Annotated in this window: 16 protein-coding genes; 7 read left to right on the top strand and 9 right to left on the bottom strand. The window is 68.6% G+C overall.

Annotation, left to right across the window (positions count from 1 at the left end; all coding sequences use genetic code 11):
* Positions 1-379: 379 nt before the first annotated feature.
* The 3 genes from CMC5_RS21125 (at position 380) to CMC5_RS21115 (ending at position 10,295) form a co-directional block, all read left to right on the top strand.
* Complete coding sequence (locus CMC5_RS21125; RefSeq protein ID WP_156338760.1) at positions 380-3,385, top strand: thioester reductase domain-containing protein; 3,006 nt, start codon at positions 380-382, stop codon at positions 3,383-3,385.
* Between the two features lie 1,050 nt (positions 3,386-4,435).
* The gene (locus CMC5_RS21120; RefSeq protein ID WP_050432111.1) at positions 4,436-7,753 is read left to right on the top strand and encodes a non-ribosomal peptide synthetase family protein; all 3,318 of its coding nucleotides are present in this window, start codon (positions 4,436-4,438) and stop codon (positions 7,751-7,753) included.
* 235 nt (positions 7,754-7,988) lie between these two features.
* A complete protein-coding gene (locus CMC5_RS21115) occupies positions 7,989-10,295 on the top strand; it encodes a M20/M25/M40 family metallo-hydrolase (protein WP_156338759.1) in 2,307 nt (768 codons plus the stop codon).
* A 40-nt stretch (positions 10,296-10,335) separates the two neighbouring features.
* Here CMC5_RS21115 and CMC5_RS21110 read toward each other — a convergent pair whose 3' ends face one another.
* The 5 genes from CMC5_RS21110 to CMC5_RS21090 all read right to left on the bottom strand — a co-directional run bounded on the left by CMC5_RS21110 (position 10,336) and on the right by CMC5_RS21090 (position 13,561).
* A complete protein-coding gene (locus CMC5_RS21110; RefSeq protein ID WP_050432109.1) occupies positions 10,336-10,620 on the bottom strand; it encodes a DUF427 domain-containing protein in 285 nt (94 codons plus the stop codon).
* A gap of 86 nt (positions 10,621-10,706) precedes the next feature.
* Positions 10,707-11,543, bottom strand: a complete 837-nt coding sequence (locus tag CMC5_RS21105; RefSeq protein WP_050432108.1) for an NAD(P)H-binding protein — start codon at positions 11,541-11,543, stop codon at positions 10,707-10,709.
* Positions 11,544-11,600: 57 nt separating this feature from the next.
* Entirely contained in the window at positions 11,601-12,437 is an 837-nt protein-coding gene (locus CMC5_RS21100; protein ID WP_050432107.1) for an NAD(P)H-binding protein, read from the bottom strand.
* A 147-nt stretch (positions 12,438-12,584) separates the two neighbouring features.
* Positions 12,585-12,845, bottom strand: coding sequence for a hypothetical protein (locus CMC5_RS44775; protein WP_050432106.1), 261 nt, complete (start codon positions 12,843-12,845; stop codon positions 12,585-12,587).
* Entirely contained in the window at positions 12,845-13,561 is a 717-nt protein-coding gene (locus tag CMC5_RS21090) for a hypothetical protein (protein WP_050432105.1), read from the bottom strand. Before CMC5_RS21090 ends, CMC5_RS44775 begins: the two co-directional genes overlap by 1 nt.
* 99 nt (positions 13,562-13,660) lie before the next feature.
* On the opposite strand from CMC5_RS21090, the gene CMC5_RS21085 reads away from it, so the two are divergent.
* Positions 13,661-16,435: a DUF2169 family type VI secretion system accessory protein gene (locus CMC5_RS21085; RefSeq protein WP_082362672.1), complete on the top strand. Its 2,775-nt coding sequence runs from the start codon at positions 13,661-13,663 to the stop codon at positions 16,433-16,435.
* Positions 16,436-16,475: 40 nt separating this feature from the next.
* On the opposite strand, the gene CMC5_RS21080 is transcribed toward CMC5_RS21085, so the two are convergent.
* Positions 16,476-16,838: a cupin domain-containing protein gene (locus CMC5_RS21080; protein WP_050432103.1), complete on the bottom strand. Its 363-nt coding sequence runs from the start codon at positions 16,836-16,838 to the stop codon at positions 16,476-16,478.
* A 110-nt stretch (positions 16,839-16,948) separates the two neighbouring features.
* Here CMC5_RS21080 and CMC5_RS21075 point away from each other — a divergent pair, with 110 nt between their 5' ends.
* Positions 16,949-18,085 carry a GNAT family N-acetyltransferase gene (locus CMC5_RS21075; protein WP_050432102.1) on the top strand — a complete coding sequence of 379 codons (1,137 nt, stop codon included), beginning with the start codon at positions 16,949-16,951 and terminating at the stop codon, positions 18,083-18,085.
* A gap of 203 nt (positions 18,086-18,288) precedes the next feature.
* Here CMC5_RS21075 and CMC5_RS21070 read toward each other — a convergent pair whose 3' ends face one another.
* Positions 18,289-18,882, bottom strand: a complete 594-nt coding sequence (locus CMC5_RS21070) for a DUF938 domain-containing protein (protein WP_050432101.1) — start codon at positions 18,880-18,882, stop codon at positions 18,289-18,291.
* 178 nt (positions 18,883-19,060) lie between these two features.
* On the opposite strand from CMC5_RS21070, the gene CMC5_RS21065 reads away from it, so the two are divergent.
* Positions 19,061-20,194, top strand: coding sequence for a winged helix DNA-binding domain-containing protein (locus tag CMC5_RS21065; protein WP_050432100.1), 1,134 nt, complete (start codon positions 19,061-19,063; stop codon positions 20,192-20,194).
* Between the two features lie 82 nt (positions 20,195-20,276).
* On the opposite strand, the gene CMC5_RS21060 is transcribed toward CMC5_RS21065, so the two are convergent.
* Both CMC5_RS21060 and CMC5_RS21055 read right to left on the bottom strand, forming a co-directional pair.
* Positions 20,277-20,918 carry a phenylalanine--tRNA ligase beta subunit-related protein gene (locus CMC5_RS21060; protein WP_050432099.1) on the bottom strand — a complete coding sequence of 214 codons (642 nt, stop codon included), beginning with the start codon at positions 20,916-20,918 and terminating at the stop codon, positions 20,277-20,279.
* A 111-nt stretch (positions 20,919-21,029) separates the two neighbouring features.
* On the bottom strand, positions 21,030-23,096 hold the full coding sequence (locus tag CMC5_RS21055; protein ID WP_245677663.1) for an esterase/lipase family protein: 2,067 nt from the start codon (positions 23,094-23,096) through the stop codon (positions 21,030-21,032).
* A gap of 247 nt (positions 23,097-23,343) precedes the next feature.
* Here CMC5_RS21055 and CMC5_RS21050 point away from each other — a divergent pair, with 247 nt between their 5' ends.
* A complete protein-coding gene (locus CMC5_RS21050; protein ID WP_050432098.1) occupies positions 23,344-25,743 on the top strand; it encodes a glutamine--tRNA ligase/YqeY domain fusion protein in 2,400 nt (799 codons plus the stop codon).
* Positions 25,744-26,122: the final 379 nt, after the last annotated feature.

The raw sequence follows: 26,122 nt of genomic DNA, 5'->3' as shown, positions 1-26,122 counted from the left end.
CCCTTCCTGTCGCTTCCCCTGCTCTCTTCGCGGTTCACGGCGCCCAGGCGAGGCGCGCCGCAACGGCACGAGAGGCGGGGACATCTGGAAATTCCGCTCCGCGCCTGACGTCCCCGCCGACAGCTTCATCCACCAAACCCTCGACGAACCGTTGACGAGGTCTGTTCCCTTCCCTACGACCTGAGCCAGGTGCCGGCATGCCGGCGCCTGGGGTGTGGGGTGGCTTTAGCGGAGCCAGTGCGCTTCGAACAGAAGACGTCACCGGGGAATCCCCACGCCCGCCGAGGTCGTCGCAGGAAGAGAAATCCACCCCCGGCACCCGCTGGTGTCGAGGGACGCGCTCGCGCTCGACAGAGGTCACGAGGAGGGGGGAAGCCGCATGCGGTTGGGCTCGGGGTTGGGGTGCGTCGAGTCTCTGGAGGACCGAGACGCAGGGCTGGAGGAGGAGCGCGCCACGGCGACGCTCGGCGCGCTCTTCGAGGCGCAGGCCGCGCGCACGCCAGACGCCGTGGCCGTCGAGCTCGAAGGGCAGACGATCACCTACCGCGAGCTGAGGCACCGCGCGACCTGTCTCGCCGACGAGCTGCGCCGTCTCGAGGTGGGCCCCGGCGTGCCGGTCGCGCTGCTCGCGGACCGCTCGATCGCCGAGATCATCGGCATCGTGGGGATCCTCGTCGCCGGTGGGGTCCACGTACCGCTCGATCCCTCGGAGCCCGAGGAGCGGCTCCGCCACATGGTCGATCAGGTGGAGGCGAAGGTGCTGCTCTCGACCAGCGGTCATCCGATGCCCTCGTATTTCGAGGGGTACCATGGCGTCGTCGACCCGGGGTACCTGGCCGAGTTCAGCCGGCATGGCATCCCTCCCGACGACGATCCGACGACCGCGGCGAGCGTCTTCGTTCCAGGTCACATCGACAACCCTGCCTGCGTGATGTTCTCCCCGGGCGCGGCAGGCAGCCCGCGGGGGGTCGCGGTGTCTCATCGCGCCATCCTTCGGCTCGTGAGCGAAGCGCGCGCGTCCGGGCTGGGACGCCACGATCGGGTGATGCTCGCGTCGCCCCCTCATCACGATGCCTTCCTCCTCGAGCGCTGGGGAGCGCTCCTTCAGGGCGCGCGGCTCGTGGTCATGCCTCAGGAGACGCTCCTGTCCGCGACGGCGTTCCGCGACGCCGTGCGAGCGGCAGCGATCTCGGTGATGTTCCTGTCGACGGCGCGCTTCCACGCCCTCTCCGCGCAGGCCCCCGAGGCGTTCGACGAGGTCACCCTCCTGGTCATCAACGGCGCGCCGCTCGCACCGCCCGCGGCTCAGGCCGTGCTGCGACGTGGTGCGCCGAAGCGGCTCCTGAATGGCTACGGACCCGCTGCCACGATGCTCTCGACGGCGTGCAGCCTCCTCGGCTCCCCCAGCGGTCCACGAGACCTCCCCCGCGTCGAGCCCCTGTTCGATCGGCGCGCCTATGTGCTCGACGAGGACCTCCAGGTCGCACCGGCTGGCATTCCAGGAGAGCTCTATCTGACGGGAGACGGTCCAGGCCTGGCTTCCGTACGCGAGCCGTCGCTCACGGCGAGGTGCTTTTCCCCCGATCCGTTCTCGACCAGGCCCGGAGGGCGCATGTACCGGACCGGGGACCACGCGCGGTCGTTACCCGATGGCACCATCGAGCTCCTCGGTCGCTCCTCCAGCTCGTCCGAACCACCGGGACAAGAGCGCGCGCCGGGTCGAGGGACACGAGGCGGTGATATCGACGCGTTATCGTCATCTGCCCCCTCCCACCATCGCTGGAAGCCTCGAGGCATCGAGGGAGAGAGCGAACTCCCCAGGACCCGCACCGAACAGCGCCTGGCCAGGTTGTGGCGAGAACTCTTGGGCGTCGAGCCCGTCTTTCGCCAGGACGCCTTCTTCACCCTGGGGGGCGACGCCACGATGGCTGCGCGTCTCTGGCTCCGTATCCGGAAGGAGTTCGGGACTACCCTCCCCTGCGAGTCGATCTACACGTCCCCGACGCTCGAACACCTCGCCAGGCGCGTGGACGACGAGCAGCGCAGCCCCCGGAAGGTCCCGTCGATGACGGGCGGGCTTCTCACCCACCATGCCCGGCTCGATCCGCACATCCGCCCGGTGCCGGGTGTCCGCCCCCCCGCCGCCATGGCCAAGTGCATCTTCCTGACGGGAGCGACGGGGTATCTCGGGGCCTTCTTGCTGCGGGATCTGGTGAAAAACACCGACGCGGAGATCCATTGCCTCATCCGCGCCACCGACGCCGCGCACGGGCTGCACCTCATCGAGGAGGCCCTCGACGAGCACGATCTCTGGTCCCCGAGCTACAGGAGCCGCATCGTGCCCGTTCCCGGCAGCCTGTCGGGGTTTCGGCTGGGTCTCGACGCGGAGCAGCTCGACGAGCTGTCCTGGAAGATCGACGCGATCTACCACTGCGGTGCCGAGGGGGATCATCTCGAGCCGTACTTCCTGCAACGTGCACGCATCGTCGGCGGAACGCAGGAGCTTCTGAGGCTCTCGTGCACCAGCAAGCTCAAGCCATTTCATCACGTCTCCACGCACAGCGTCTTCGGTCCGGTCGGCTACTTCAAGGGGCTCTCCCTTCTCCGCGAGGGCGATGACCTCGACCTGGGCGCGCCGATTCTGAGCGTTGGGACGGGCTCCCAGCAGAGCCAGTGGGTCGCGGAGAAGCTGATCGTCGCCGCACGCCAGCGCGGCTTGCCGGTCAGCGTCTATCGTCCCGGATCGATCCTGGGCGACGCTTCCAGGGGCGTCGCCCATCCGAACGCCTTCGTCTTTCGTCTGCTCGGGGGCTGCATCGAGGCGGGGTGCGTCCCGGATCTGCCACGGATGCGACAGCTCTTCGTCTCCGTGGACCAGGTCAGCGCAGCGATCACGGCGATCTCACGCGACCCTTCCGGGTGGGGAGGCGTCTACCATCTGGTCCCGCCAGCGCGAAAGAGCGTCGATCTTCTCCAGTTCTTCGAGCTGGCCGCCGAGATGGGCCATCCGCTCGAGCGGCTCCCGTATGCGGAATGGCTCGAGCGGGTCACACGCCTCATCGAGCCCCTCCCCGCTCATCCCTTGCTCCCTTTCCTGCCCATGCTCATCGAGCAGGTCCACGACGGCCGCTCCCGGTTGCAGCTCTGGGAGGGGACGCCCGCCCATGACGATACGAACACCCGGACGGCGCTCGCCTCGAGCGGGCTCCCGTGCCCACCGCTGGAGCTGGCCGACGTGCGCACCTACCTGGCCCAGCTGGTCCGAAGTGGCTCCCTTCCTCCGGCGCAGCCAAGGCGCGTCCTCGGAGGCCGCTCAGAGACCAGCACGTCGGAGGACACCGCGCCCCCCGGACGAGGCCGGGTGGCGACCCTCACGCCCGCCTGAGGAGGGCAACCTCGATGCGAGCGCGATCCCGCTCCCTTCACCGCTCAGCGCCAGCGGCCCCCTCGGGGCGACGTCGCCAGGCGCTCCTCACCACCCCACGCAATGGGTCACGATCCTGCGCTCGCTCCCAGGATGAACACCGCGGCTCCGGACGGCTCACCGCCATCGGCGCCAAGCGACAGAGCCGTCTTCGACGACCCAGGCCATCACCGACGGTCCGACGGTGAGGGATCGAAGGATGGAGACCCAGAGCCTCCAGGAGCATTACAGGGTTACCGAACTTGGCCTCTCCCGAGGCCTCCATTGGTCTCGACTGCCCTGTCGAGGTGCCATTGAGCACCGTCATGACAGGCGACGACGAATGCAACAACATCCAATCGGTCGCTCGAGGAGCCCTGCATTGATCAATCGAAGACGGACAGATGAGCCTGAATTTCTCCGAAAGTCTCACCGTAGACGGCTCACTTGGATGGGTCGAGGTGTCACCGCACGCCTCCCGATCTCTGCCGCCCTGATTCGTTTTCCCCCTCATGAGTCAGGGTCTGCTGCCCATCACCACGCGAAGACCACCCGACGGCGCGCTCACCATTCTGTTCGTCGATCGCATTGACGGTCGATTCAGCGGACCCTACCGGTCAGAACATGTGAGCATCGCTACCGCGCCGCGCACATTGATGCACCGCCATCGTGAACCCAGTGAACATCAGAGATCGACCACCTGACGTGCGGCGGCTCCGTAGCCGATCGTCAGCATTCACAGCGCCCACTGTGTGAGATTCGTGGCGTCGTCTCCTCGGCAGCGGAGTCGAGAACGGCGCTACGCCGAGGTTCACATCGACGAAGGATGACGATGCATTCATCGACAACGGCGATGACCGCACATGCGCGACAGCAATCCACCTTGGTCATCGCGTCGACGGGGCGCGAAGCGTCCGTGAGGAGACGAAAGAACATCGCGCAAGGAAAGCCGGTCCAGACATCTCGGAGAGCCTCCGCTCGCAATTTCACTCGCTGGAACCATGACACCTGAGGGGAAAGGAGAGGAACGACATGAGAAACAACCCAGCCACCGCGCATATCGACGAACGCGACTGGATCCGCGCAGAACTGGAGCTGGTCCGATCCACGCCAGAACAGGATCTGGCGCCTCACGACGCGAAGTCGATCGAGGGGCTCGACGCACGCCTGTGTCGCCTCGCCGCGTGGAACGACACGCACACGGATTACCCGAAAGACGCCAACGTCTGCACACTCTTCGAGGCGATCGTGTCGGCATCGCCAGAGTCTCCCGCGGTCCGGTGTGAGGGGAAGACCCTCAGCTACGCGGAGCTGAATCGTCGTGCCAATCGGTTGGCGCGCAATCTGAAAGGTCTCGGCGTCGGGCCCGGCGTCCATGTGGCCCTGTTCGTGGAACGCTCCATCAACTTGCTTGTCGGGTTGCTCGGCACGCTCAAGGCGGGCGGAGTTCATGTTCCGATTGATCCGGGATATCCCGAGGAGCGAATCCACCAGATGATGGAAACCGTGCAGGCGAAGGTGCTCCTCTCTGGAGCCGACCGACCTGCTCCCTCGTCGTTCGAGGGGCAGCATCTCATCCTCTGTGATGGCGAGATCACCGGAGTGGGTGACGCAGAAGAATCGCTCCAGGTCTCCGGCGGTTCCCTCGATGGGCCGGACGACGCCATGAGCTGTCCGTCAGGTGCCGAGGATCCTGCCTATGTGATGTTCACATCCGGTTCGACAGGCAGGCCCAAAGGCGTCTCCGTATCTCATCGCGCCATCGTGCGGCTCGTCATATCGACCAACTATGTCGCGTTCGCGCCCGACGATCGGGTGATGCAAGGATCCAACCCATCATTCGACGCGTCCATCCTTGAAGTCTGGGGAGCCTTGCTCCACGGCGCGCAGCTCGAGGTTTTCGGACAGCCCACGCTTCTCTCTCCGGGTGCCTTTCGGGAGAAGGTCAAGACGACCGGCATCACCAAGATGTTTCTGACGACGTCGCTCTTCCACCATCTCGCAGACGCGGTTCCGGACGCCTTCGATACCGTTCATACGCTCGTCGTCGGAGGCGATGCCTTGGACCCCAGATGGGCCGCAGCCGTCCTGGAGCGTGGAGGTCTCGAGTACCTGGTGAACGGTTATGGGCCTACCGAGACCACGACCTTCGCGACGGCCCATGTGCTCAGCAGCGCGCCCCCGCAGGCGAAGAGTCTGCCGATCGGGAAACCCATCTCGAACAGCCGCGCCTATGTGCTCGACGCACATCTCCAGCCGCCCCCGGTAGGGATCGCAGGCGAACTGTATGTGGGGGGTCACGGCGTGGGCCTGGGCTATCTGAACGAGCCGCAGCTCACGGCCCAACGCTTCCTCCCCGATCCCTTCTCGGCCGAGCCGGGCGCCCGCATGTACAGAACCGGGGACGAGGCGAGATGCCGCCCAGACGGCAGCATCGAATTCCTCGGACGGCGGGATCGTCAGGTGAAGATCCGCGGCTTTCGCATCGAGCCTGCCGAGATCGAGGCCATCCTGGCCGTATGCCCGATGGTGAAGGAAGCAGCGCTCGTCGTCCGAGAGGACAGTCCGGGCGACAAGCGCCTCGTGGTCTACGCCGCCTCGACGGCCACGCCGGCGGCGTTGAGGGCTTACCTCACGGCCCGACTTCCCCCCCACCATGTGCCGTCCCGGTTCGTCTTGATGCCTTCGCTGCCGCTGACACCCAACGGCAAGATCGACCGCGCCGCCTTGCCTGTCCCCAGCCGCGTCGTGGAGCGCAGCGAGGTCGACGAGCGCGACCTTCCCAGCTCGTCGCTCGAGCGAAAACTCGCAGCGATGTGGCAAGAGCTCCTCAGGGTCGACCTCGTCCTCCGACAGGACTCGTTCTTCGAGCTGGGTGGTGACTCTTTGCTGGTCGCGCGGCTACTTCTCCGCATCGAGAAAGAGTTCGAGGTCTCGCTTCCAGCAGAGCCACTCTTCACCCACCCGACGTTCGAAGCGCTGGCCCAGCTCGTGGAGAGGCGTGTGCGTGACGAGCACCAGCCCTCGCCAGGAATTTCCCAGGGCTATCTGACGGCGGAAGCCATCCTCGACCCGAACATCGCCCCGGGCCACGGGAAGCGCGCCTCCAGTGCGCCGCCCCGACACCTGCTGCTGACGGGCGCGACCGGGTTCCTGGGACCCTTCTTGTTGCGCGACCTCCTGAGGAGTACCGACGCACAGATCCACTGCCTGGTCCGTGCCGCAAATCCTCTGAGTGGGCTGCATCGCATTCAGGAGACCCTGGTCAAATACGGTCTCGGCGATGAATTCGATCCGAATCGGATCGTACCCGTCCTCGGGAACCTGGGAGGCCTCGGGCTCGGCACGGGAGAGCTGGAGCAGCTCCACGAACAGATCGACGCCATCTACCATAGCGGTGCCGAGATCAGTTACGTCAAGCCGTACCAGACCCATCGCGACACGAATGTCGGCGGAACCCGAGAGATTCTGCGCCTCGCCTGCACCGGGAAGACGAAACCGCTGCACTACCTGTCCACGGTCGCCGTCTTCGGTCATCTCGGTCATTTCACCGGAACTCACATCATCCGTGAAGACGAGGACCTGGATCATGCCGTGCCTCATCTCGGCACCGAAATGGGCTACTCCCAGAGCAAATGGGTCGCGGAAAAACTGGTCACCACCGCCCGGGGTCGAGGTCTCCCGGTCAACATCTATCGACCGGGTTTCATCCTGGGAGATTCCATCACAGGGGCATCCAATGAAAACGATTTCATCTTCCGGCTGATCAAAGGGTGCATCCTGGCAGGTTGCTTTCCCGCTCTCCCTCGCCAGCGCAAAGTCATCCTGCCCGTCGATTACGCCAGCGCTGCCATCACCAGCATCGCGCTCAATCCGCAGGCGGTGGGTGGCACCTATCACATCGTTCCTTCTCCTGCGCACGACGTCGAGCTGATCCAGTTCTTCGAGTGGGTGGTCGATGCCGGCTACCCGCTGAAGAAGCTGCCGTATGCCGACTGGGTCGACAGGGTGGTGCGATGCGTCGAGACGACACCGTACAACCCGCTGCTGCCGCTCGTGCCGATGTTGACGGAGCGAGTTCACGACGGACTCACGCGCTGGGAACTCTATGAGGACATGCCGGCCTATGACGACAGCAACGCGCGCCGAGCGCTCGCGGGCACTGGCATTGCATGCCCTGTGCTGGATGCGGCGCGGCTCAACGTCTACCTGAACCATCAGGTGCGGTCCGGCTACCTCCCTGAGCCCCGCAAAGCTTCTCGCGTCATGCCGCGAGCGGAAGCGGCGCCGGCGGAGAAGGCGGAAGGCAGCATTTCCAGGCCCTCGAGAGCGCTCGAAGCGGTCGGGTGAGGTGTCATGGATGGAGCGCCCGGTGGGATGAGCCACCGAGCAGGCATGGGTGGCAGAGCGTTGCACCCTCTACTTCGGCGCTGTCGAGGTGAATCGCGACGGAAGCACGCGTCCACCTCGGCGCGAGGCGGAGACCCAGCGTGCGAACACGGAACATCCCCTCACGTGCGGCTGTCGCGACGATGGCTTCGCGCTGGCCATCGGCATTCCAGCTGCGCTAAGCCTCCGGGTCGCCATGCGCCGACCGATCCTGCCACGTGCGACTGCAGCGCTCGTCATCGCTCTCTCCGTGGTCTGCGGTGTGCTCCTCGCGCTCTGGTCCTTCCGGCTCCCCGAGCCCCAGCGCGACGACGCGCCGGCGGAACACTTCTCGGCGCTGCGAGCACGACGCCACGTGGAGCGCCTGGCCGGCTCACCGCGCCCCGTGGGTAGCGCCGGCCACGCCGACGGAAGGGCCTTCCTCATGGCAGCGCTGGCCGAGCTGGGCGCAGAAACGGACGCTGCGCCCGCCACGGCGATGAGCACCTGGTACGGGCTCCCCTTCGACACGGCGCGGGTCCGGAACGTGGTCGGCCGGCTGCGTGGCCAGGCCTCGACGGGCGCGGTGCTGCTCGTCGCCCATTACGACTCCGTGCCCGGCTCCCCCGGAGCGAGCGACGACGCGAGCGGTGTGGCGGCCATCCTGGAGATGCTCCGGGCGGCCCGCGCGTCCGGGCCGCTGCGCAACGACGTCATCGTCCTGTTCTCGGACGGCGAAGAGGGCGGAATGCTGGGCGCCCATGCCTTCGTGGCGTCACACCCGTGGTCACGCGAGGTGCGGGTGTTCGTCAACCTGGACGCGCGTGGCGTCCGAGGGGTGCCCGTGGTGATCGGTCTCTCCTCGCCGGACGCGTGGCTCGCGGAGCAGCTCGCGGCGGCAGGCGTGACCTCCGCCGCATCGTCGGTGTACACGGAGACCACCCGGCGGTTGCACGCGGGGACCGACTTCGGCGTGCTCTCGCGCCACGGTCTGGCCGGCGTGAACGTCGCGTTCGCCGACGGGGTGGCGCTCTATCACCAGGGCACGGACACCACGGAAGCGCTCGACCTCGGCACCCTCCAGGCCGAAGGCGACCTCGGTCTGGCGCTCCTTCGCCAGCTCGGGCAGGCCGACCTGAACGCGCCTCGCTCGGAGAGCCGGGTGGCGTTCTTCTCCGTCGGGAAGCTCGGCCTCGTCCGCTACCCCGTCGCCGTGGCCGTCGCCCTGGGGTGTGGAGCGCTCGCGCTCGCGCTGGGCGCCCTCTGGTCCTGCCGTCGTCGTACCCCCCTCGGGCAGCTGGTCCTCACCGGCGCCGCGCCCCGCGCGCTCGCCGCGCTCGCCCCGGCAGCGATCTGGTTTGCGTGGTCGCCCCTCGCGCGCTTCCACCCCGTCTACCGTGCTCAGGCCGCCGGTGACCCCGCCGAGGTCGGCCTGCTACGGGTCGGGGTCATCCTTCTGGGCGTGTCGATCGCGGTGATGGCGCGTGGGCTGATCCGCACCCGGCGGACGCCTTTTGCGGGCATGGTCTCCGGGCTGGTGGTGTGGAGCGTGCTCGCCATCGGGCTGCTGGTCGCGATGCCGGCAGCCAGCCACGTGGCCACCCTGCCTCTCGGTCTCGGGGCCGCGTGGGTTCTCGTCGCCCAGCGCTCGGCGCCGACCTCACGCGCGGCAGTCGCGGTGGGCGCGCTGAGCACCGTCGTGACGACGTTCTTCGCCGCCCAGATGGTCTACCTCGCGCTGCTCGCAGGGCAGATGCCGCGCGCGGGCTGGGCCGCCACCGTGCTCGTGCTCTTCACCATGCTGATCCCGATGGTCTCGCTCCGCGCAGGCGAGGCACTCTGGATGCGGCGAGGTGCCGTGGGGGGCGCCCTGATCGCGCTCGGGTGCTTCGTCGTGGCCGCGCTCGGAGCACGCTTCGATGCAGAGCACCCGCGCCCCACCTGCCTCACGTACGCGCTCGACGGGTCCACGGGTGACGCGCGATGGATCAGCGACGAGCGCGTCCCGAGCGCCTGGAGCGCGGCATTTCTGCCTGCGGACGCCGAGCGAGCCCCCCTGCCCGCCTTCTTCGACGACGCGACCCGCCCGCTCCGTCAGGCGCCCGCGCCGGCCCACGCGCTGCAAGCGCCGCAGCTCGTGGTCGAGCAAGACGAGCGCGCGGGCGATCGCCGCGTGCTCCACCTGCGGCTGCGCTCGGCGCGCCGCGCCCCGTGGGCCTTCGTGTTCGTCGAGGGAGGGGCGACCATCCTGGCGGCCTCGGTCGAGGGGAAAGCGATCGATCCGGACGTGGTGACCGAACCGCTGGCGCAGGGTCAGCGCTGGGGTTTCCGCCATGTGGGGCTGGAGGAGGACGGGCTGGCCTTCACGCTGGAAGTCGCGGCCGAGAGCGCCCCCTTGCGGCTCCGCGTCGTGGATCAGCGCTTCGAGCTACCCCCCGAGGTGCCGGTGCGCCCGGCGGACATGGCGGCCTGCCGCTCGTGGATCACGGACAGCACCCTGGTGAGCGAGGTGTTCGCGTTCTGACGCAGGGGCTGCACAAGCACGCAGCCACGCAGCTTGGCGCTCAGCGCTCCACCGTCACGCCGCGCCAGAATGCGACGTGATCCTCGATCTCCTTCGCCGCCTCCTTGGGCTCTCGGTAAACCCAGGCCGCGTCCTTGTTCACCTTGCCATCGACGACGACGTCGTAATAGCTGGCCACCCCTTTCCATGGACAGGTGGTGTGGGTGGCGCTCTCCTGAAAGTGCGCGCGGACGAGAGAGGCCGGTGGGAAATAGACATTCCCCTCGACCTCCTCGAAGGTGTCGCTCTCGGCCAGCACGGTGCCCTCCCAGATCGCTCTCGCCATGGGCTCTCCTTTGTCTCCGACCGCCTCTTCAGACGGCGCGTCGGGAGCTTAGCGCGCCCTCCAGCCAAGGCGCTCTCGGACTCTCCTCAGGAAAATTCCCGAGCGTGATCGATGGCCCACTGCTGGAACGTACGGGCAGGCCGACCCAGGACGTCCTCGACCGCCGGCCAGACGGGGTCTGGCTGCGCGACGGCGGCCGCCCAGTAGCCGAGGAGCATCTCGATGATGCTCTCGGGGAGGAACTGTCGCACCGAGGCGCGCCAGGCATCGGGCGAGATCTCTTCGAACCGCACCTCTCGCCCGATCGCCTTGCCGATGGCGCGCACCTGGTCCACCCGGGCGATCGCCTCGGGACCGCTCATCAAGTACTTCGCGCCCTCGTGCCCGTCCTCGAGCAGCGCCTTCACGGCCACCTCGGCAATGTCCGCCTCGTGAATGGGCGACTGGGCGGCCTTGCCATACGGCGCGCGCACCACGCTCTCCGCCTGGATCGAGGGCGCCCACTCCAGCGTATTCCCGGCGAAGCCACCAGGCCGCAGGTGCGTCCAGGCCAGCCCGGACGCCTCGACGGCACGCTCGACGGCGAGGTGGTGGTCACTCAAGAACGCATTGGTCTCGCCTCGATTCACCGCCGACGAGGAAGACAGCACCACGACGCGCTGAACGCCGACTTCGCGTGCCAGCGCGACGAATGCCTCCGCGCTCTCCGGGACGGGGAACAGGTACACCCGCTCGACGCCCTTCAGCGCTGCCGGAAGGGACGCCGGCTGCGCGAGATCGCCTTGAACGATCTCGACGCTCCCCGACCACGAGGCCTTGCCGGGATGCCTGGTCAAGGCGCGGACCTGCTGGCCTCGTTCCAGGAGCTGCTCGACCACATGACGGCCCACGCTCCCCGTAGCTCCGGTCACCAAGATCGTCATGAACCCTCCATCGTTCGTTTCGTTCGTTTCGACTTCATCTACGCCACGCACCTCGCCTCAGGCGAAGTCACTGGCATGCTCGGCGACCCACTGCTGGAACGGGCGCGCGGGCCGGCCGAGGACATCCTCGACCGTCGACCAGACGGGATCTGGCTGATCCACGGCGAGCGCCCAGTAGCCCAGGTACATCTCGATCACCTCCTCGGGGAGAGCACCGCGCACCGAAGCGCGAAAGGCATCGGGTGAGATCTCCTCGAACCGCACGTCTTTCCCGATCACCCTGCCGATGGCGCGCGCTTGCTCCACCCGCGTGATGGTCTCGGGACCGCTCAGGAGGTACTTCGCCCCCGCGTGCCCGTCCTCGAGCAACGCCTTCACCGCCACCGCCGCGATGTCCGCTTCGTGCACCAGCGCCTGGGCGGCGGCGCCATGGGGGGCCCGCACCACCCCCTCGGCTCGAATCTCCTGCGCCCAGGTCAGGGCGTTGCCATCGAACCAGCCTGGCCGGAGATGGGTCCACGCAATGCCCGAAGCCTCCACCACGCGCTCGATGGCGAGGTGGTGCTCGGCCGTCGCCTCGCTGAAGTCGAACCGACGCGCGATCGCGGACGACGACAGCAGCACGATCCTCTGGACGCCGGCACGACGCGCACGCTCGACGAACGCCTCCGCGCCGTCGCCAACCGGAAACAGGTACAGCCGGTCGACACCTTCCAGGGTAGCGGACAGGGTGTCCGGCCGCGTGAGATCTCCCTGGATGACGGTGACTTCTCGCGGCAGCGCCGCCTGGTCGGGACGCCTGGTCAACGCGCGGACCTGCTGGCCTCGCTCCAGGAGCTGCTCGACCACGTGACGGCCCACGCTCCCCGTCGCCCCGGTCACCAGGATCGTCATGCGTCCTCCGCGGTGTGGATGTGGCTGGTCGTGTCTGCTTCATGGCCGACACCGAGGAGGATCTAGGACACCTCACCTGACAAGGAACTGTCAGGGTTGTCTCACCATCGCGCCGAGCGGGGCGAGCCTTCACCGCCCCCAGCGACGCTACGAGCCGCCCGCCTGCCCCCCGGCGCCCCCTTCACCACCGCCCCCGGCGACGCCGCCTCCAGCGCCCCCGCCGCCCCCTTCGGCGGATCCTCCACCCCCACCTCCGTCGCTCGCGCCGCCCGCACCGCCACCGCTGCTCGTGCTCGCTGCGCTCGCGACCTCGACCTCCTCGATGCCGATGAGCACCGCGCATCCCCCCAGCAGTGGCGCGACGACGGCGGTGAGAAGCGCCGCCAGCGTTCTGGATCTGCGACGCATCAGAACGTCCCCTGGAGCAGGGCTCCGGTCGTGTTGCCAGGGGCGATCACCGGGCTGATCTGCACCGTCAAGCGGGCCCTCGGCCTGGGCGGACCCGTGAGCCACAGCAGCGTCGTCCCCGCCAGCGCGAGGCCGCCCGCCAGGAAGCCGAACGTCGAGATGGTGGCGAACGAAGACGCCTCGATCTCCGCATCGGCGACCCCCTGGGTGCACCCCGTGAAGCGCGCTGGGTTGCGGCATCCCTTCTGGGCGAGCGTCTCGACCTCGTCCCACTTCGAGATGGCCATGCCACCGAAGAGTCCGCCGAGGGCCAGCCCCGTGATTGCCAGCCCTCCGGTGACCATCATCAGCGCGCGGCGGGGGCCGTCGTCAGGCGTCCGTGGAGCCTGCAACAGCAGCTCCGCGTCTTCTCGGCCGGCGGCCGTGAAGCTTTCTCGGTCGAGCGGCGCGGCGTCGGTGACGATCGGCTCGGTCACGCTGACGCCCGACGTGGAAGCATCGGGGGCGACGGGTGGCGGAGCGGGGAGCGGCGCGGAGAGCTCGGGAGGGAGTGTGGGAGGGACCTCCACGAGCGCTGGTGCGGTCGTCGGAGGTGGCTCCGCGTGCACGACACCGGAGGGCGCGGCGACGGCGGTGAGGACACCGGCGAGCGCGAACCACCGGAGGGGCGAGCGTGCGGGCGTCGTGAGGCGAACAGGTGAAGACTCGAAGTCCATACGGCATCGGTGGAGACGCACCGGCGCCCCACGTGCATCAGTATCGCACGCCACGCCGCCCAGGGGCGATCGGCATCCCCGCCGAGGGTGTTGACCGCCATGGGCCCGGTTGAATACCCCTGGGGTTCCATGCAGGTCGTCTCCAGCACGTCTCTCCCTTGCCGATCGGTGATCTGGCACAACACCTCGCAGGGCTGGTCCCTGACGGTCATCTGCAAGGCGACGTTCGCGCTCGCCCCCAACGAGTCGAGGCTGGCGGAGCATCAGGAGCCGATCCTCGATCACGACAGCCACTGGGACGACGACCCGAACCGGAGCGTGCGTGCCCCGAGCGACCTCGTGCCCTTCAAGGCGCGCGCCGACGTGCTGCTCATCGGATCCGCTCATGCCCCGCAGCAGCTCCCTGCGACCACGGTGGTGACCCGGCTCCTCGTCGGTGACCTCGACAAGTCGGTCGAGATCCAGCAAGACCGCTGGATCCGGCTCGACGGGACCCTGCTCGACGGGGCCCGCTTCACGCGGATGCCGCTCCTGTACGAGCGCGCGGGTGGGGGTCCGGACACCACCAACCCGGTGGGTGTGCGCGCAGGGGCGGCCGATGGCATGGGGCGCGTGCGCCTGCCCAACCTCGTGCGCATCGGCACCATGATCCGCAACGCCACCGAGGTCGTGGAGCCCGTGGGCTTCGGTCCGCTCGCCATGTCGTGGCCCGCTCGTCGCGACCGGCTCGGCCCGCTCGCGGCGACCTTCGCTCCCGCCCGGTGGTACGACGCCGCACTCCCCGACGATCTCGACCCTGCGTTCTTCAACGCCGCGCCGCGCGACCAGCAGCTCGACTACCTCCCCACGAACGCGCGCATCGTGCTCGAGCACCTGCACCCCGCGACGCCGCGCTTCGTGACCAGCCTGCCTGGCGTCCAGCCACTCGCGCTCGTGGAGGGTCGCCAGGGAGGTCCGCAGACGGTGCACCTGAACGCGGACACGCTGTGGATCGACACGGAGCGACAGATCTGCACGCTCACCTACCGCGCCAGGATCCCGCTGCGCCAGCGCGACGAGCAAGGTCGTGTGGTGATGACGCTGCACACACCGGCCGCGCCCGCTGCCGCAGGAGCCCCGCCTGCGGGCGCCGGCGCTGCCGCTGGCCTGGGAGGTCCAGGTGCGCCGATGAACGCCGAGCCTTCACCTGCCCCCGACGCCACCGACGAAGACGCGAGCACGCTCGCCGACGGGCCCTCGGGGAACAAGGAGCCCGGACGCTACGCCGCCCTGCCCTTCCGACCCGGCGGAGGCCGCGATCCCGGAGCCCCCCCCGACAGCACGGGCCTGCGCTCACGCAACGTCGGCCTGCCCTTCATGAGCGCCGAAGGCCTCCCGGCAGAAGCGCTCGCCGCTCCCCCTCCCCTCGAGCCCTCGCCTGCTGCGCCGTCGAGCGAATCGGGCGGTCGCCGGCAGTACCAGACGCTGGTGTTCTCGCAGCCCCCCCAGGGAGGAGCCCTGCCCTTCCCGATCCCTGCGCCGGGGGCGCAAGGAGCCGCCCCCGGCTTCCAGCAGACGCCCCAGGGCGCACCGGCGGGCTTCCCCCAGCAGCCGCAGGCAGCGCCACCGCGCAGCGTCCACCCGGGGCCGAATCCTTCTGCCGCCGTCCAGGCGCTCAGCAACCCCGACCTCGCCGCCCCTGCGCGCATGTCTGCGCCTCCTCCGATGCCCCCCGCGGCCATCGCCCCGCCGCTGGCCCCTGCCGCGGTCCCGGCGCCGCCCATGGTGCCCACCCCGGCCCAGACGCCGATGCCGCCCCCCGTCGCACCGGCTCCCGTGCAGGCCTCCTCGGTCGCCCCCATGGGGTTTGCCTCTCCCGAGAGTGGCCCTTCGCGCCCCGGCTCGGCGCCCTCCTGGGGCTCGACCTCGAGCGCCTCCTGGTCGCCCTCCGTCCGCCCCCCCGACCCCGCAGGCGTCCCCTCGCACGACGCCCGCGCGGCGCTCGGTGGGCTCTCGGCGGCCTCGGACGCCGCGTCCGTCCCGCTCGAGCCCGCGACCCCTTCTCCCGCCTCCGCGCGCAGCGCCCGGCCACGCCTCCCCCCGCCGACCGAATACGTCGACCTCTTGTGGTACGACGACAAGACGCCACCACGGGTCCGCCAGCAAGCCGCCTGGGTCGAGTACCTGCGGCCTCCCGCCCGACCCACCGAGTGGCTCACCGGCGAGGAGCCCGACCCGGAGCCGCAGGTCGCGCGCGATCGACGCATGATCGCCCGCGCCCTGATGCGCGTCCCTCCCCTCGACGCCTTCGGCGTCGCCCGCACCCTGGAGGAGTCCATCGACGAAGACGGGATCCTCACCCGTCCGTTGATCGTCGCCGGCGGCGAGCTGACCATGGCCTTCGATCCGCTCGAATCGCTGAAGACGACGATCACCGTCGCCTCCCAGCTCGCCGGCGCCGACAAGCGCCTCAAGGACGCGATCGACGCCGCGGGTGAGGTCGTCCAGGCCCGCGCGACCGGCGGCCCGCTCGTGGAAGGCGCCGCGACCCGCATCCGCCAGGCCTTCACCCAGGTGAACCGGACGCTCCCCACCGACTACCTGGAGACGACGGTCATCCGCACGCTCATCGAGGAGCGCCTCTACCAGCGCCGCACCGTGCTCGGCGACAAGCGCCTCTGCGCCTCGCTCGCCACGGGCATGGGCGCGCCGCTCCCCACCTACCTCCCCGAGAACCTCGCCGACAAGCTCCCGCTGTTCACCAAGTTCCGCGTGCGGATCATCGCCGAGCCGCACGCCCAGCAGGATCCGACCGAGAGCGAGCCCCTCTCGCTCCTCGTCCTCGCGCTCGGTCGCGCCCTCCCCGTTCCCTCCGGGCGCAGCGTGAGGACGTGAGTCACTGGTCGCGACGGCACCCCACGGCGCCGTCGCGGCCTCAGCCGTCGCGGTGGACGGTGTCCGGGGAGAACGCCGGCAAGCACACGGCGATGTACTCGGCCCCCTCGTCCCCGGGCGTGCTGTAACGCACCCACTCCCCGGCGTGCGCGATCACCGCCTGGCCGGCCCGCACCTCGAGCGCGCCACCCTCGAACTCCACGCGGAGCAGACCGCGCAGCACCACCGTGAACTCCTCGAACTCGGGCCGCTGCCCCGGCTCTTCCCAGCCTCCCGGACTCCGCATGTGCGCCACGCTGGCCTCACTCGTCCTGGAGTTCACGCGGCCGATGTACTCGTCGATGAGCTTCGGCTTCGTCCCTGCAGCCTCGATACGTGTCGGCTTGTCGATGAGGGTCGGCATCCACCCACGCTAGGGCGCCCGCCGAGAGCACGTCAACGGTGCCCGCCCTTGACCGATCGACCCCCTGACGGCATCCTCGCGCCGCCTCAACAACCCCCAGGAACAGCTCCATGTCCATCCAGATCCGCGAGCACACGCCGGGCCACGACATCGACGATTTCGTCGCCGCCGGCCACGAGGTCTTCCGCTTCGACCCCACCTGGGTGCCCCCGCTCGACTTCGAGTTCAAGCAGCGCCTCACCCCCAAGCACAACCCCTTCTTCAACCACGCCGACGTCACCCTGTTCACGGCCTGGAAGGACGGCCGCCTCGTCGGACGCTGTTCGGCGGCCATCGACCGCGAGTACCTGCGGGTGTGGAAGGACGACACGGCCTTCTTCGGCTTCTTCGACACCATCGAGGACCAGGCCGTCGCCAGCGCCCTCCTCGAACGGGCCGAAGCGTGGGCGCGCGAGCGCGGCATGAAGCGCCTCATGGGCCCCTTCTCGCTCTACCCGAACGAGGAGGTCGGCATCCTCATCGAGGGCTTCGAGCACCCGCCCGTCCTGATGATGGCCCACTCGCGCCCCTACCAGGGCCGCCTGGTCGAGGGCGCCGGCTACGAGAAAGAGAAGGACCTCTTCTGCTGGCGCTACACCGACCGCATGGAGTTCCCGAAGCGCACGCTCAAGGCGTGGGAACAGATCAAGGCCCTGCCCGAGGTCAAGCTCCGCTCCGTCGACATGTCCCGCTTCGACGAGGAGATCAGGACCATCATGGAGATCTACAACGACGCCTGGGAAGGCAAGTGGGCCTACGTGCCCGCGCTCCCGGACGAGATCGAGAAGATGGCCAAGGACCTCAAGCTCATCGTCGATCCCGACATCGCGTTCATGGCCGAGGTGAACGGCAAGGTGATGGGCATGTGCATCATGCTCCCGAACCTGAACGAGGCCATCCGCGACCTGGATGGCAAGCTCTTCCCCTTCAACTGGGCCAAGGCCCTGTGGCGCTTGAAGGTGCAGCACCCGCGCTCGTCGCGCCTCATGCTGCTCGGCATCAAGAAGGAGCTGCGCAAGGACGTGAAGCGCTACGGTGGCCTGTCCGCCGCGATGTACGTCGAGGTCGCGAAGCGCGGCATCGGCAAAGGCTACCGCTGGGGCGAGCTGTCGTGGACCCGCGAGGACGACGCGCCGATCAACCTGGGCATCCGCTCCATGGGCGCCGAGCTGTACAAGAAGTACCGCGTGTACCGGAAAGCCATTTGACTCCCGCGGCAGGGGCACGCGCTCCTGCCTCCCCGCCAAGCAAAGCGCGTCGGGGCCCCACCACCCCGCGATCCATTCGGGAACGCTGACACGTCTCGCCGCTTCGGGCCTGACCTCGTTGCGTCGGCAAGCAGGCGAAGTCCCCGGCCGCCCCACCGCAGGATGGCCACACCCGATGACCTGCGGCTGGCGACTTCGCTTTCCTAGAGGCGCCGGAAGACCAGGCAGTGATTGTTCGCCGGCATCGGTACGGTCTCCTCGTGGGCGAAGCCCGTCTCCGCCGCGAGGGCGAGGAGCTGATCCGTGTCGCGAACGCCCCAGGCTGGATTCTGCGCCTTCAAGGAGGCGTCGAACGCCTCGTTGCTCGGCGCAGTGAACACGCCGAAGAAACGGTAAGGACCGTAAAGAAAGAGGGCGCCCCCCGCAGGCAGGATCCGAGCGGCGCCGCGAAAAAGCCCCTCGCAACATGACCAGGGAGAGATGTGGATCATGTTGATGCACACGACCGCATCGGCCGAGTGCACCGGCCACGTGTCCGACGCGGCATCGAGCGCGAGCGACGGGAGGATGTTTTTCGCGCCAGTCTCTGCGCGATACGCCTCGATGCTGCGCCGCGCGTCCGCATCGACGTCGGTGGGCTGAAACGTGACGGCCGGCAGGACGCTCGCGAAATGAATCACGTGCTGACCGCTACCGCTCGCGATCTCGAGGACCGTCGCCCCGTCCCGGAGCAACGGACGCAGCACCTCGAGGATGGGATCCTTGTTGCGCTCGGCGGCCGGAGCGATGCGCTTCATGGTTCCTCTGTATCAGAGATCGTCTCGAAGAAACGGTCCTGGGGCCGAGAAGGACGCCCGGTGAGTGCACGCCCCGTTGCAAAACCGCGCGTCTGGTGAGCGCCGGTCCAGTGCAAAACCGCACATCCGGTCACGCGGCGACTTGCTCCCCTCCCCTCGCGCAGGCACGAGCCAGCCCATGGCTTCCACGGCGACCCCCTCGCTGATGACCCGCAAGGCACTGAACCGCGCCACCCTCGCGCGGCAGATGCTGCTCGGCCGGGCACCCGTCGATCCGCTCACCGCCATCGAGCAAATCGGCGGTCTCCAGGCCCAGCTCGCGAGGCCCCCATACATCGGCCTCTGGTCACGCCTCGAAGGCTTCCAGCGCGACGCCCTCTCGCGCCTGCTCCACGAGCGCAAGGTGGTCCGCGCGACGATGATGCGCGCGACCTTGCACATCGTGAGCACGCGGGACTTCCTGCACCTGCGCCCGATCCTCCAGCCATCCCTCGATCAAGGCGTCCGGGCCGTGCTGCGCGAGCGCGCCGACACCGTGGACGTCGAAGGCGTCCTCGCCGCAGCGCGCGCCTTCCTCGACGAAGCCCCACGTCCCTTCGAGGCCCTCCGCGACCACCTGCTCACCCTGTTCCCGGGCGGCGACGAACGCGCCATGGGCTACACCGTCCGCCTGCGTCTCCCGCTCGTCCAGGTCCCCACCGACACCGCCTGGGGCTATCCGGGGAACGCCAGCTTCGCCGTCGCCTCTTCGTGGCTCGGCCAGCCACTCGGAGCCGACCCCTCGCCACACGCGCTCGTGTTGCGCTACCTCGCCGCCTTCGGTCCAGCCACCCCTGCCGACGTCCAGACCTGGTCGGGGTTGAAGGCACTCCGCAGCACGTTCGACGCCTTGCGGCCCGAGCTGCTCGTCCTCCGCGACGAGCAAGGCAAGGAGCTGTTCGACTTGCCCGACGCCCCTCGCCCCGCCGAAGACACCTCCGCCCCCGTCCGCTTCCTCCCCGACTACGACAGCCTCGTGCTCGCCCACGCCGATCGCAGCCGCCTCATCGCCGACGTGCACCGCCCGCTCATCTTCCGCCCGAACCTGCGCATTCTCCCGACCTTCCTCGTCGACGGCCTCGTCGCCGGCACCTGGAGCGTCGAGACCAAGAAGAAGGTCGTCACCCTCCAGCTCGAACCGTTCCACGCCCTCTCGAAAGCCGCGCGTGAGGCACTCTCCCAGGAGGGCGAGGCCCTGCTCCGGTTCGTCGAACCGGAGGCCACCCGCTTCGAGATGCACTTCGTGAAGTCGACCGCCCGCGCGCCCGCTTGATCCCGCAAAACGCGGGAACATCCACAGCGCGTCCCCGGCCTACCAGCGCCTCACGGTGCTGCGCCTCACCCCACCTGGCACCTCACGCCCCCAGCGCCACATCCTTCGTCACGCCGCCGGCCTCCGAGAGCAGCGCCCGGTACCACCGCGCCGCCTCCGACGCCCTCCCAGGGAGCGCCTTCGCCCCCCACAGCACCGTCAGCGTCCGCGTCGTCTCGCCGTTCGTCTTGGTGCGCTGCGCATCCTTCACCGCGTTCGCGCAAGGCCCCTCCGCGTCGAACAGACACAGGAGCCCACCCAGATCGATCTCCTGCCCCGACGCATTGAACACGTACTTCGATCCGGCCGGCGCGATTCCCACGCGCAGCGGCTGCTGCGCCCGATCCAGGTCCACCACGCTGATGGGAAGGCCGCTGTGGAGCGACACCACGTTACAAGCGTCCACCGCCAGGTTGATCGATCCGAGCGCGCCCTCCGTCACGGCCCGCACCAGGTACTCCGACGCTGGCTTCCCGCGCCCCGTGGGCTTGTAACCGCCATGGCGCAGCAGATCCCGCACGGCCCCGCGCACGGTGTCATCGGACCGCAGCGGCGCCGGTGCATCGATCGCGAGCAGCCCGCGAAGCGCCTCGCTCGGGCCGAGCTCACCGAGAGGGCGAGAGAACGTCGTCGTGAACGCGGCGACGTCGAGGAGCGGGTGCGGATCGACCGAGAGCGACAGCATCGACCCCGGATGTATCACGGCCCCGCGAGAAGCGCGTCGACCCGGCGCACCCAGGCCCGCTTGCCATCGAAGACCGAAAGGAGCGCCCCCCCCGGGGTCACGTCAAGCAGCTCAGGGCAGCGCGTTGAACTGCTGGATCATCTTGGTGAACACTGCCGGCGTCGTCCCGACCTCCAGGTGGCCGTACGGCACGCCCTCCTGCTTCGAGCGCGACGACTTCTGGCTCGCCGTCCAGCCCTGCGTGAGCTGGTCGCGCGCCGCGATGCTCACGTCGAAGAGCACGCCGTCGCCGTGCGGATCGCTGGTCGGCGACTCCATCCCGTCGATCTCGAAGATCGTGCCCGGCTGGCCCGACGACGTGCCGTGCAGCACGTAGAGGTAGTCGAGGTTCGGGCTGAGCCCGCGGCTCTTCAGCCGCGCGATGAAGTTGCCGCCCATCTCCATCGTCGCCTGGATCCCGATGCCGCCCATCAGGTCGTACGTCGCGTAGCCCCACAGGTACGACTTGGCCGTCGCCGAGTGGTAATAGGCGTGCTTCGCCTCGCAGGGCGAGCTGCCCGGCGTGTAGGCGTGCGCCCGGCAGGCGATGTGCCCGGCGTCGTCGTTCACCCAGCCACCGAGCGCGTAGGGAGGCAGCGGGTTGTAGCCGAGCTTGATGCTCAGCCAGTCGCGCCACTTGTACTTGTCGGTGTCGAGCTGCGACCAGTCGTAGCTCACCGGATCGTCCTGCCGGTTCGGCAGCGGATAGTAGGAGCGCAGATCGTAGGCCGCCTGGAGCTGACCCAGGTACGGCGACACGTACACGCCCGACTCGTCCACCGAGCCCCACATCGACAGGTTGTACTTGTCGAACGTGAATGCCGAGGCGGTCACCCCTTGCTCGGTGTTCAGCGTCTTCAAGCTCTTCGTGTAGACGGGCCTGCCGCTCGAATCGAGGTTGGTGATGTTCGACGTGTAGATCCGTCGCCAGAAGTCCGGCCACATTCCGCCTCGCCCCTCGCACACCGAGTAGGCGTAGGGGTTGCCGAAGGGCAGGTTGCTCGGCGAGTCCGAGTAGCCCCACGTCACGCACTGCACGGCCGACATGAAGCTCCAGGTCACCGGGCCCTGGCCGAGCGGCGCGTTCTCCGCCGTGCTGTGGATGACGAGCGGGTTGTACGGGTGGCGGAAGTTCAGATCGATGCCGAGATGCGGCCCCGACAGCGGCACGTAGGTGCGCACGTCCTGCCGGAACGCGGGCACCTGCTTCGCCTGCTCCGCGGCGATCTGCTCGAAGTACTTCGTCCCCCAGTCCGTCCACGAGCTGACGTTCGAGAGGTACAGGTCGACCGGGAGCACGCCCTTGCTCCACGCGACCACGTTCACCTTCGAGCGCCCGGTCAGCGCCTTCACGCGCGCGATGGCGTTCGCGAGGTTGATCGCGTGGTTGAAGTTGTCGCCGTGGAAGTTGCCGAACGTGACGGCATAGGTGCAGATGTTCGCCGCCTCCAGGGCATGTACGAAGCCGTCCCGCTGCGTGGTCCCCGGGTAGGTCTGGCCACTCCCGTTGTCACCGTTCGGGCGCAGCCACACGTTGCCGTTCTGCATGGCGCCGTGGACGAGGAGCACCGGCGCCCGCGAGGTGCTGCAGTTGAGCTGCGCGGTCTTCGGGCCCTGATGCAGGAGGACGAAGCGCGCCTCGGGCCGCGTCGGCCCCTTCGCCGGGCACGCTGCGCTGCCGCTCGCGCACGCGTGCTGGTAGTGGAGGTTGAAGCCGTCCACGAGCTGCTGGTTCAGCGCGCCGTTGTAGGTCTGGAGCGGGTACTCGGCGCTCTGGAACGTGTCGCTGTAGCGCATCTTCGCCGTGCGCAGGTTGTAGCCCTCGGTGCGGAACTTCTGCCGCCCTTCGAGCAGCTCCGTCTTGCCCCAGGACCAGCTCGGCGGCGTCGTGCTTCCCACCACGCGGTAACCATCGACGTAACCCCCGGTCGTCGCAGCGTCGAAGTACGCGCTCACCGGCGCGGTCACCGTCAGCGCGTCCGCGTCCGATTCCACCACCTCTTCGTCCGCGAGAGGCTCCGACTCGTCCATCGGCTCCACGACACAGCCCGAGACGAGCAAGGGGAGCAACGCCGCCGCGCTCAGAAGCGACCGACGCCAGAACCCCGTGACCTCCGCATGTTGACTCGACTGCTGCATACGACCTCCAGGTTGCCGCGCGCCGCGACGGCAAGCGTCGTGCCCGGGCGGACGCGAGCCTAGAGGAGTGGGAATCCCCTGGAAATCCAAGATGATGTGAGCCAGCGCGCGCTCCCCGCGCGTGCAGGTGGAGGGGCCTCGATCCACGGATGGATCCACCCTGCACCACGCCGAGGGTCGCAACCCACCGCGCCGTGGCGTAGATTCCGCCCCTTCATCGGGTACACACCCAGGAGACCCCAACACCATGTCGACGACGAGCGAGCCCGGCGCGAGCCCCTCGCCCAAGGGCCCAGCGGACGCGAGCACAGCCAGCTCGACCCCTTCCAACTTCATCCGCGAGATCATCGAAGAGGATCTCCGGACTGGACGGCGCGATCGGGTGGTCACGCGCTTCCCTCCGGAGCCGAACGGCTACCTCCACATCGGTCACGCCAAGGCCATCTGCTTGAACTTCGGCATGGCGCGCGAGTTCGGCGGCGTCTGCCACCTGCGGCTGGACGACACGAACCCCACCACCGAGGACATCGAGTTCGTCGAGGCGATCCAGCGCGACGTGCGCTGGCTCGGGTTCGACTGGGCCGAGAAGAAGTTCCACGCCTCGGATTACTACGAGCAGATCTACGAGTTCACCGAGGCGCTGATCCTGCGCGGCAAGGCCTACGTGTGCAGCCTCAGCGAGGAGGACACGCGCAAATACCGCGGTACGATCAGCGAGGCCGGTACGCCGAGCCCCTACCGGGAGCGCACCGTGGAGGAGAACCTCGACCTGCTCCGCCGCATGCGCAAAGGCGAGTTCCCCGATGGCGCCCACGTGGTGCGCGCCAAGATCGACATGGCGAACCCGAACATGAAGCTGCGCGATCCGCCGATCGTGCGCATCCGCCATGCACACCATTTTCGCACGGGCGACACGTGGTGCATCTATCCGCTCTACGACTTCGCGCACGCGCTGTCGGACTGGATCGAGGGGATCACCCACTCGCTCTGCACGCTCGAGTTCGAGAACAACCGCGAGCTGTACGACTGGTTCCTGGAGGCGCTGGAGCTGGGCAACCGGCCGAAGCAGTACGAGTTCGCGCGGCTGAACCTGACCTACATGCTGATGAGCAAGCGCAAGCTGCTCCAGCTCGTGGAGAAGAAGTTCGTCAGCGGCTGGGACGACCCGCGGATGTGGACCATCGCCGGCCTGCGCCGCCGGGGCTACACCCCGGAAGCCGTGCGGAACCTGTGCGAGCGCGTCGGCGTGGCGAAGACGAACAGCGTCGTCGACGTGGCGCTGCTCGACCACGTGGTGCGCGAGGACCTGAGCCCCCGCTCGCCTCGCGTGATGTGCGTCCTCAACCCGCTGAAGGTGGTGATCGAGAGCTGGGCCGAGGGCGAAGTCGAGCAGCTCGACGCGCCGTACTGGCCTGCCGACATCGGCAAGGAGGGCTCACGCAAGGTCCCGCTCTCGCGCGAGATCTACATCGAGCGCGACGACTTCATGGAGAACCCGCCGAAGGACTGGCATCGCCTCGCGCCTGGTGGCGAGGTGCGCCTGCGCCACGGGTACGTCATCCGGTGTACGGCCGTCGAGAAGGACGAAACGACGGGAGAGATCGTCGCCCTGCGCTGCACCCACGATCCGGCGAGCCGCGGCGGCGGCGGTCGCAAGGTGAAGGGGACCATTCACTGGGTCTCCGTTGCGCACGCCCAGGAGGTCGAGGTTCGCCTGTACGATCGCCTGTTCGCCGTCGAGCAGCCGGGTGTCGCCGAGGACATCACCACCGAGCTGAACTCGAACTCCCTTGTGGTCGTGCGCGGTCGGGCCGAGCCCAGCCTCGCCGAGGCGAAGGCCGGCGAGCACGTCCAGTTCGAGCGGCTGGGCTTCTTCTTCGTCGATCCCGTCGACAGCCGTGACGGCGCGCCGATCTTCAACCGCACCGTGGCGCTGAAGGACAGCTGGTCGAAGCAGAGCGCCAGCGCTGGCAAGGCCGCCACCGAGGCAGCCACGGGCGCTTCCTCCAGCACGGCCACGTCGGAGAAGGGTTCGAAGAGCGAGTCGAAGTCGGCCGAAGCCAAGGCGGGCACGCCCAAAGGCACGGCACCGAAGGCGAGTGCAGAACTCTCCCCCGAGGCGCAGGCCGTGCGCGACAAGCACGGGATCACCCCCGAAGAGGCCCGCATCCTCACGGGCGATCTCGACCTGCTCGCCCTGTTCGAGGCGGCAGTGGCGGCGCACCCGAGTCCCAAGGGCGTCGCCAAGTGGGTCGTCAACGAGGTGCGCCGGGAGCTCAAGGGCGGCAGCGCGAAGGCCCTGCCGTTCACGGGCGCGGCCCTCGGCGAGTTGGTCGCGCTGGTCGAGGCGGGCACGCTCTCCGCGCCCCTGGGCAAGGAAGTGCTCGCCGAGCTGGTGCGCGAAGGCGGCAGCCCCAAGGCCATCGTCGACAAGCGCGGCCTCACCCAGATCAGCGACTCGGGGGCCGTGGAGACGGCCGTCGATGCCGTCCTCGGCGAGAACGCGGACGCCGTCGCGCGCTACCGGGCCGGGAACCAGAACGTGCTCGGCGCGCTGGTCGGCCTGGTCATGAAGCGGACGGGTGGTAAGGCCAACCCCAAGCTGGTCAACGAGCTGCTCCGGAAGCGCCTCGACAGCGCCGGCTGAGCCCCTCTCGGCGGAACGCGAGCGCTGACCGGATCGCTGCCGCATCCCCCCGTCGTCGGTCGACGTCGCTCGAAATCAATGAGGATTTCTCGGTCGAGCCCCTGACCGCGGGGTCCTCGCGGCGCTTCTCGGTCAGCTCTTCGAGCTGCTGTAGGTTGCGCAGAGAGTGAGCTACCTCTCACGGCACGTGGTGGGGGGCCTCCATGCGGTGCCAAGGTCCCCGCCGCCCTGCCGCTACCTTGATCACACGGCAACAAGGTCCCCGCCGCCCTGCCGCTACCTTGATCACAGGGCAACAAGGTCCCCACCGCCCTGCCGCTACCTTGATCACACGGCAACAAGGTCCCCGCCGCCCTGCCGCTACCTTGATCACACGGCA

Origin of the sequence: Chondromyces crocatus (assembly GCF_001189295.1) — a bacterium.
Taxonomy (GTDB): Bacteria; Myxococcota_A; Polyangia; order Polyangiales; family Polyangiaceae; genus Chondromyces; species Chondromyces crocatus.
This window is presented reverse-complemented; position numbering and strand designations above follow the sequence as displayed.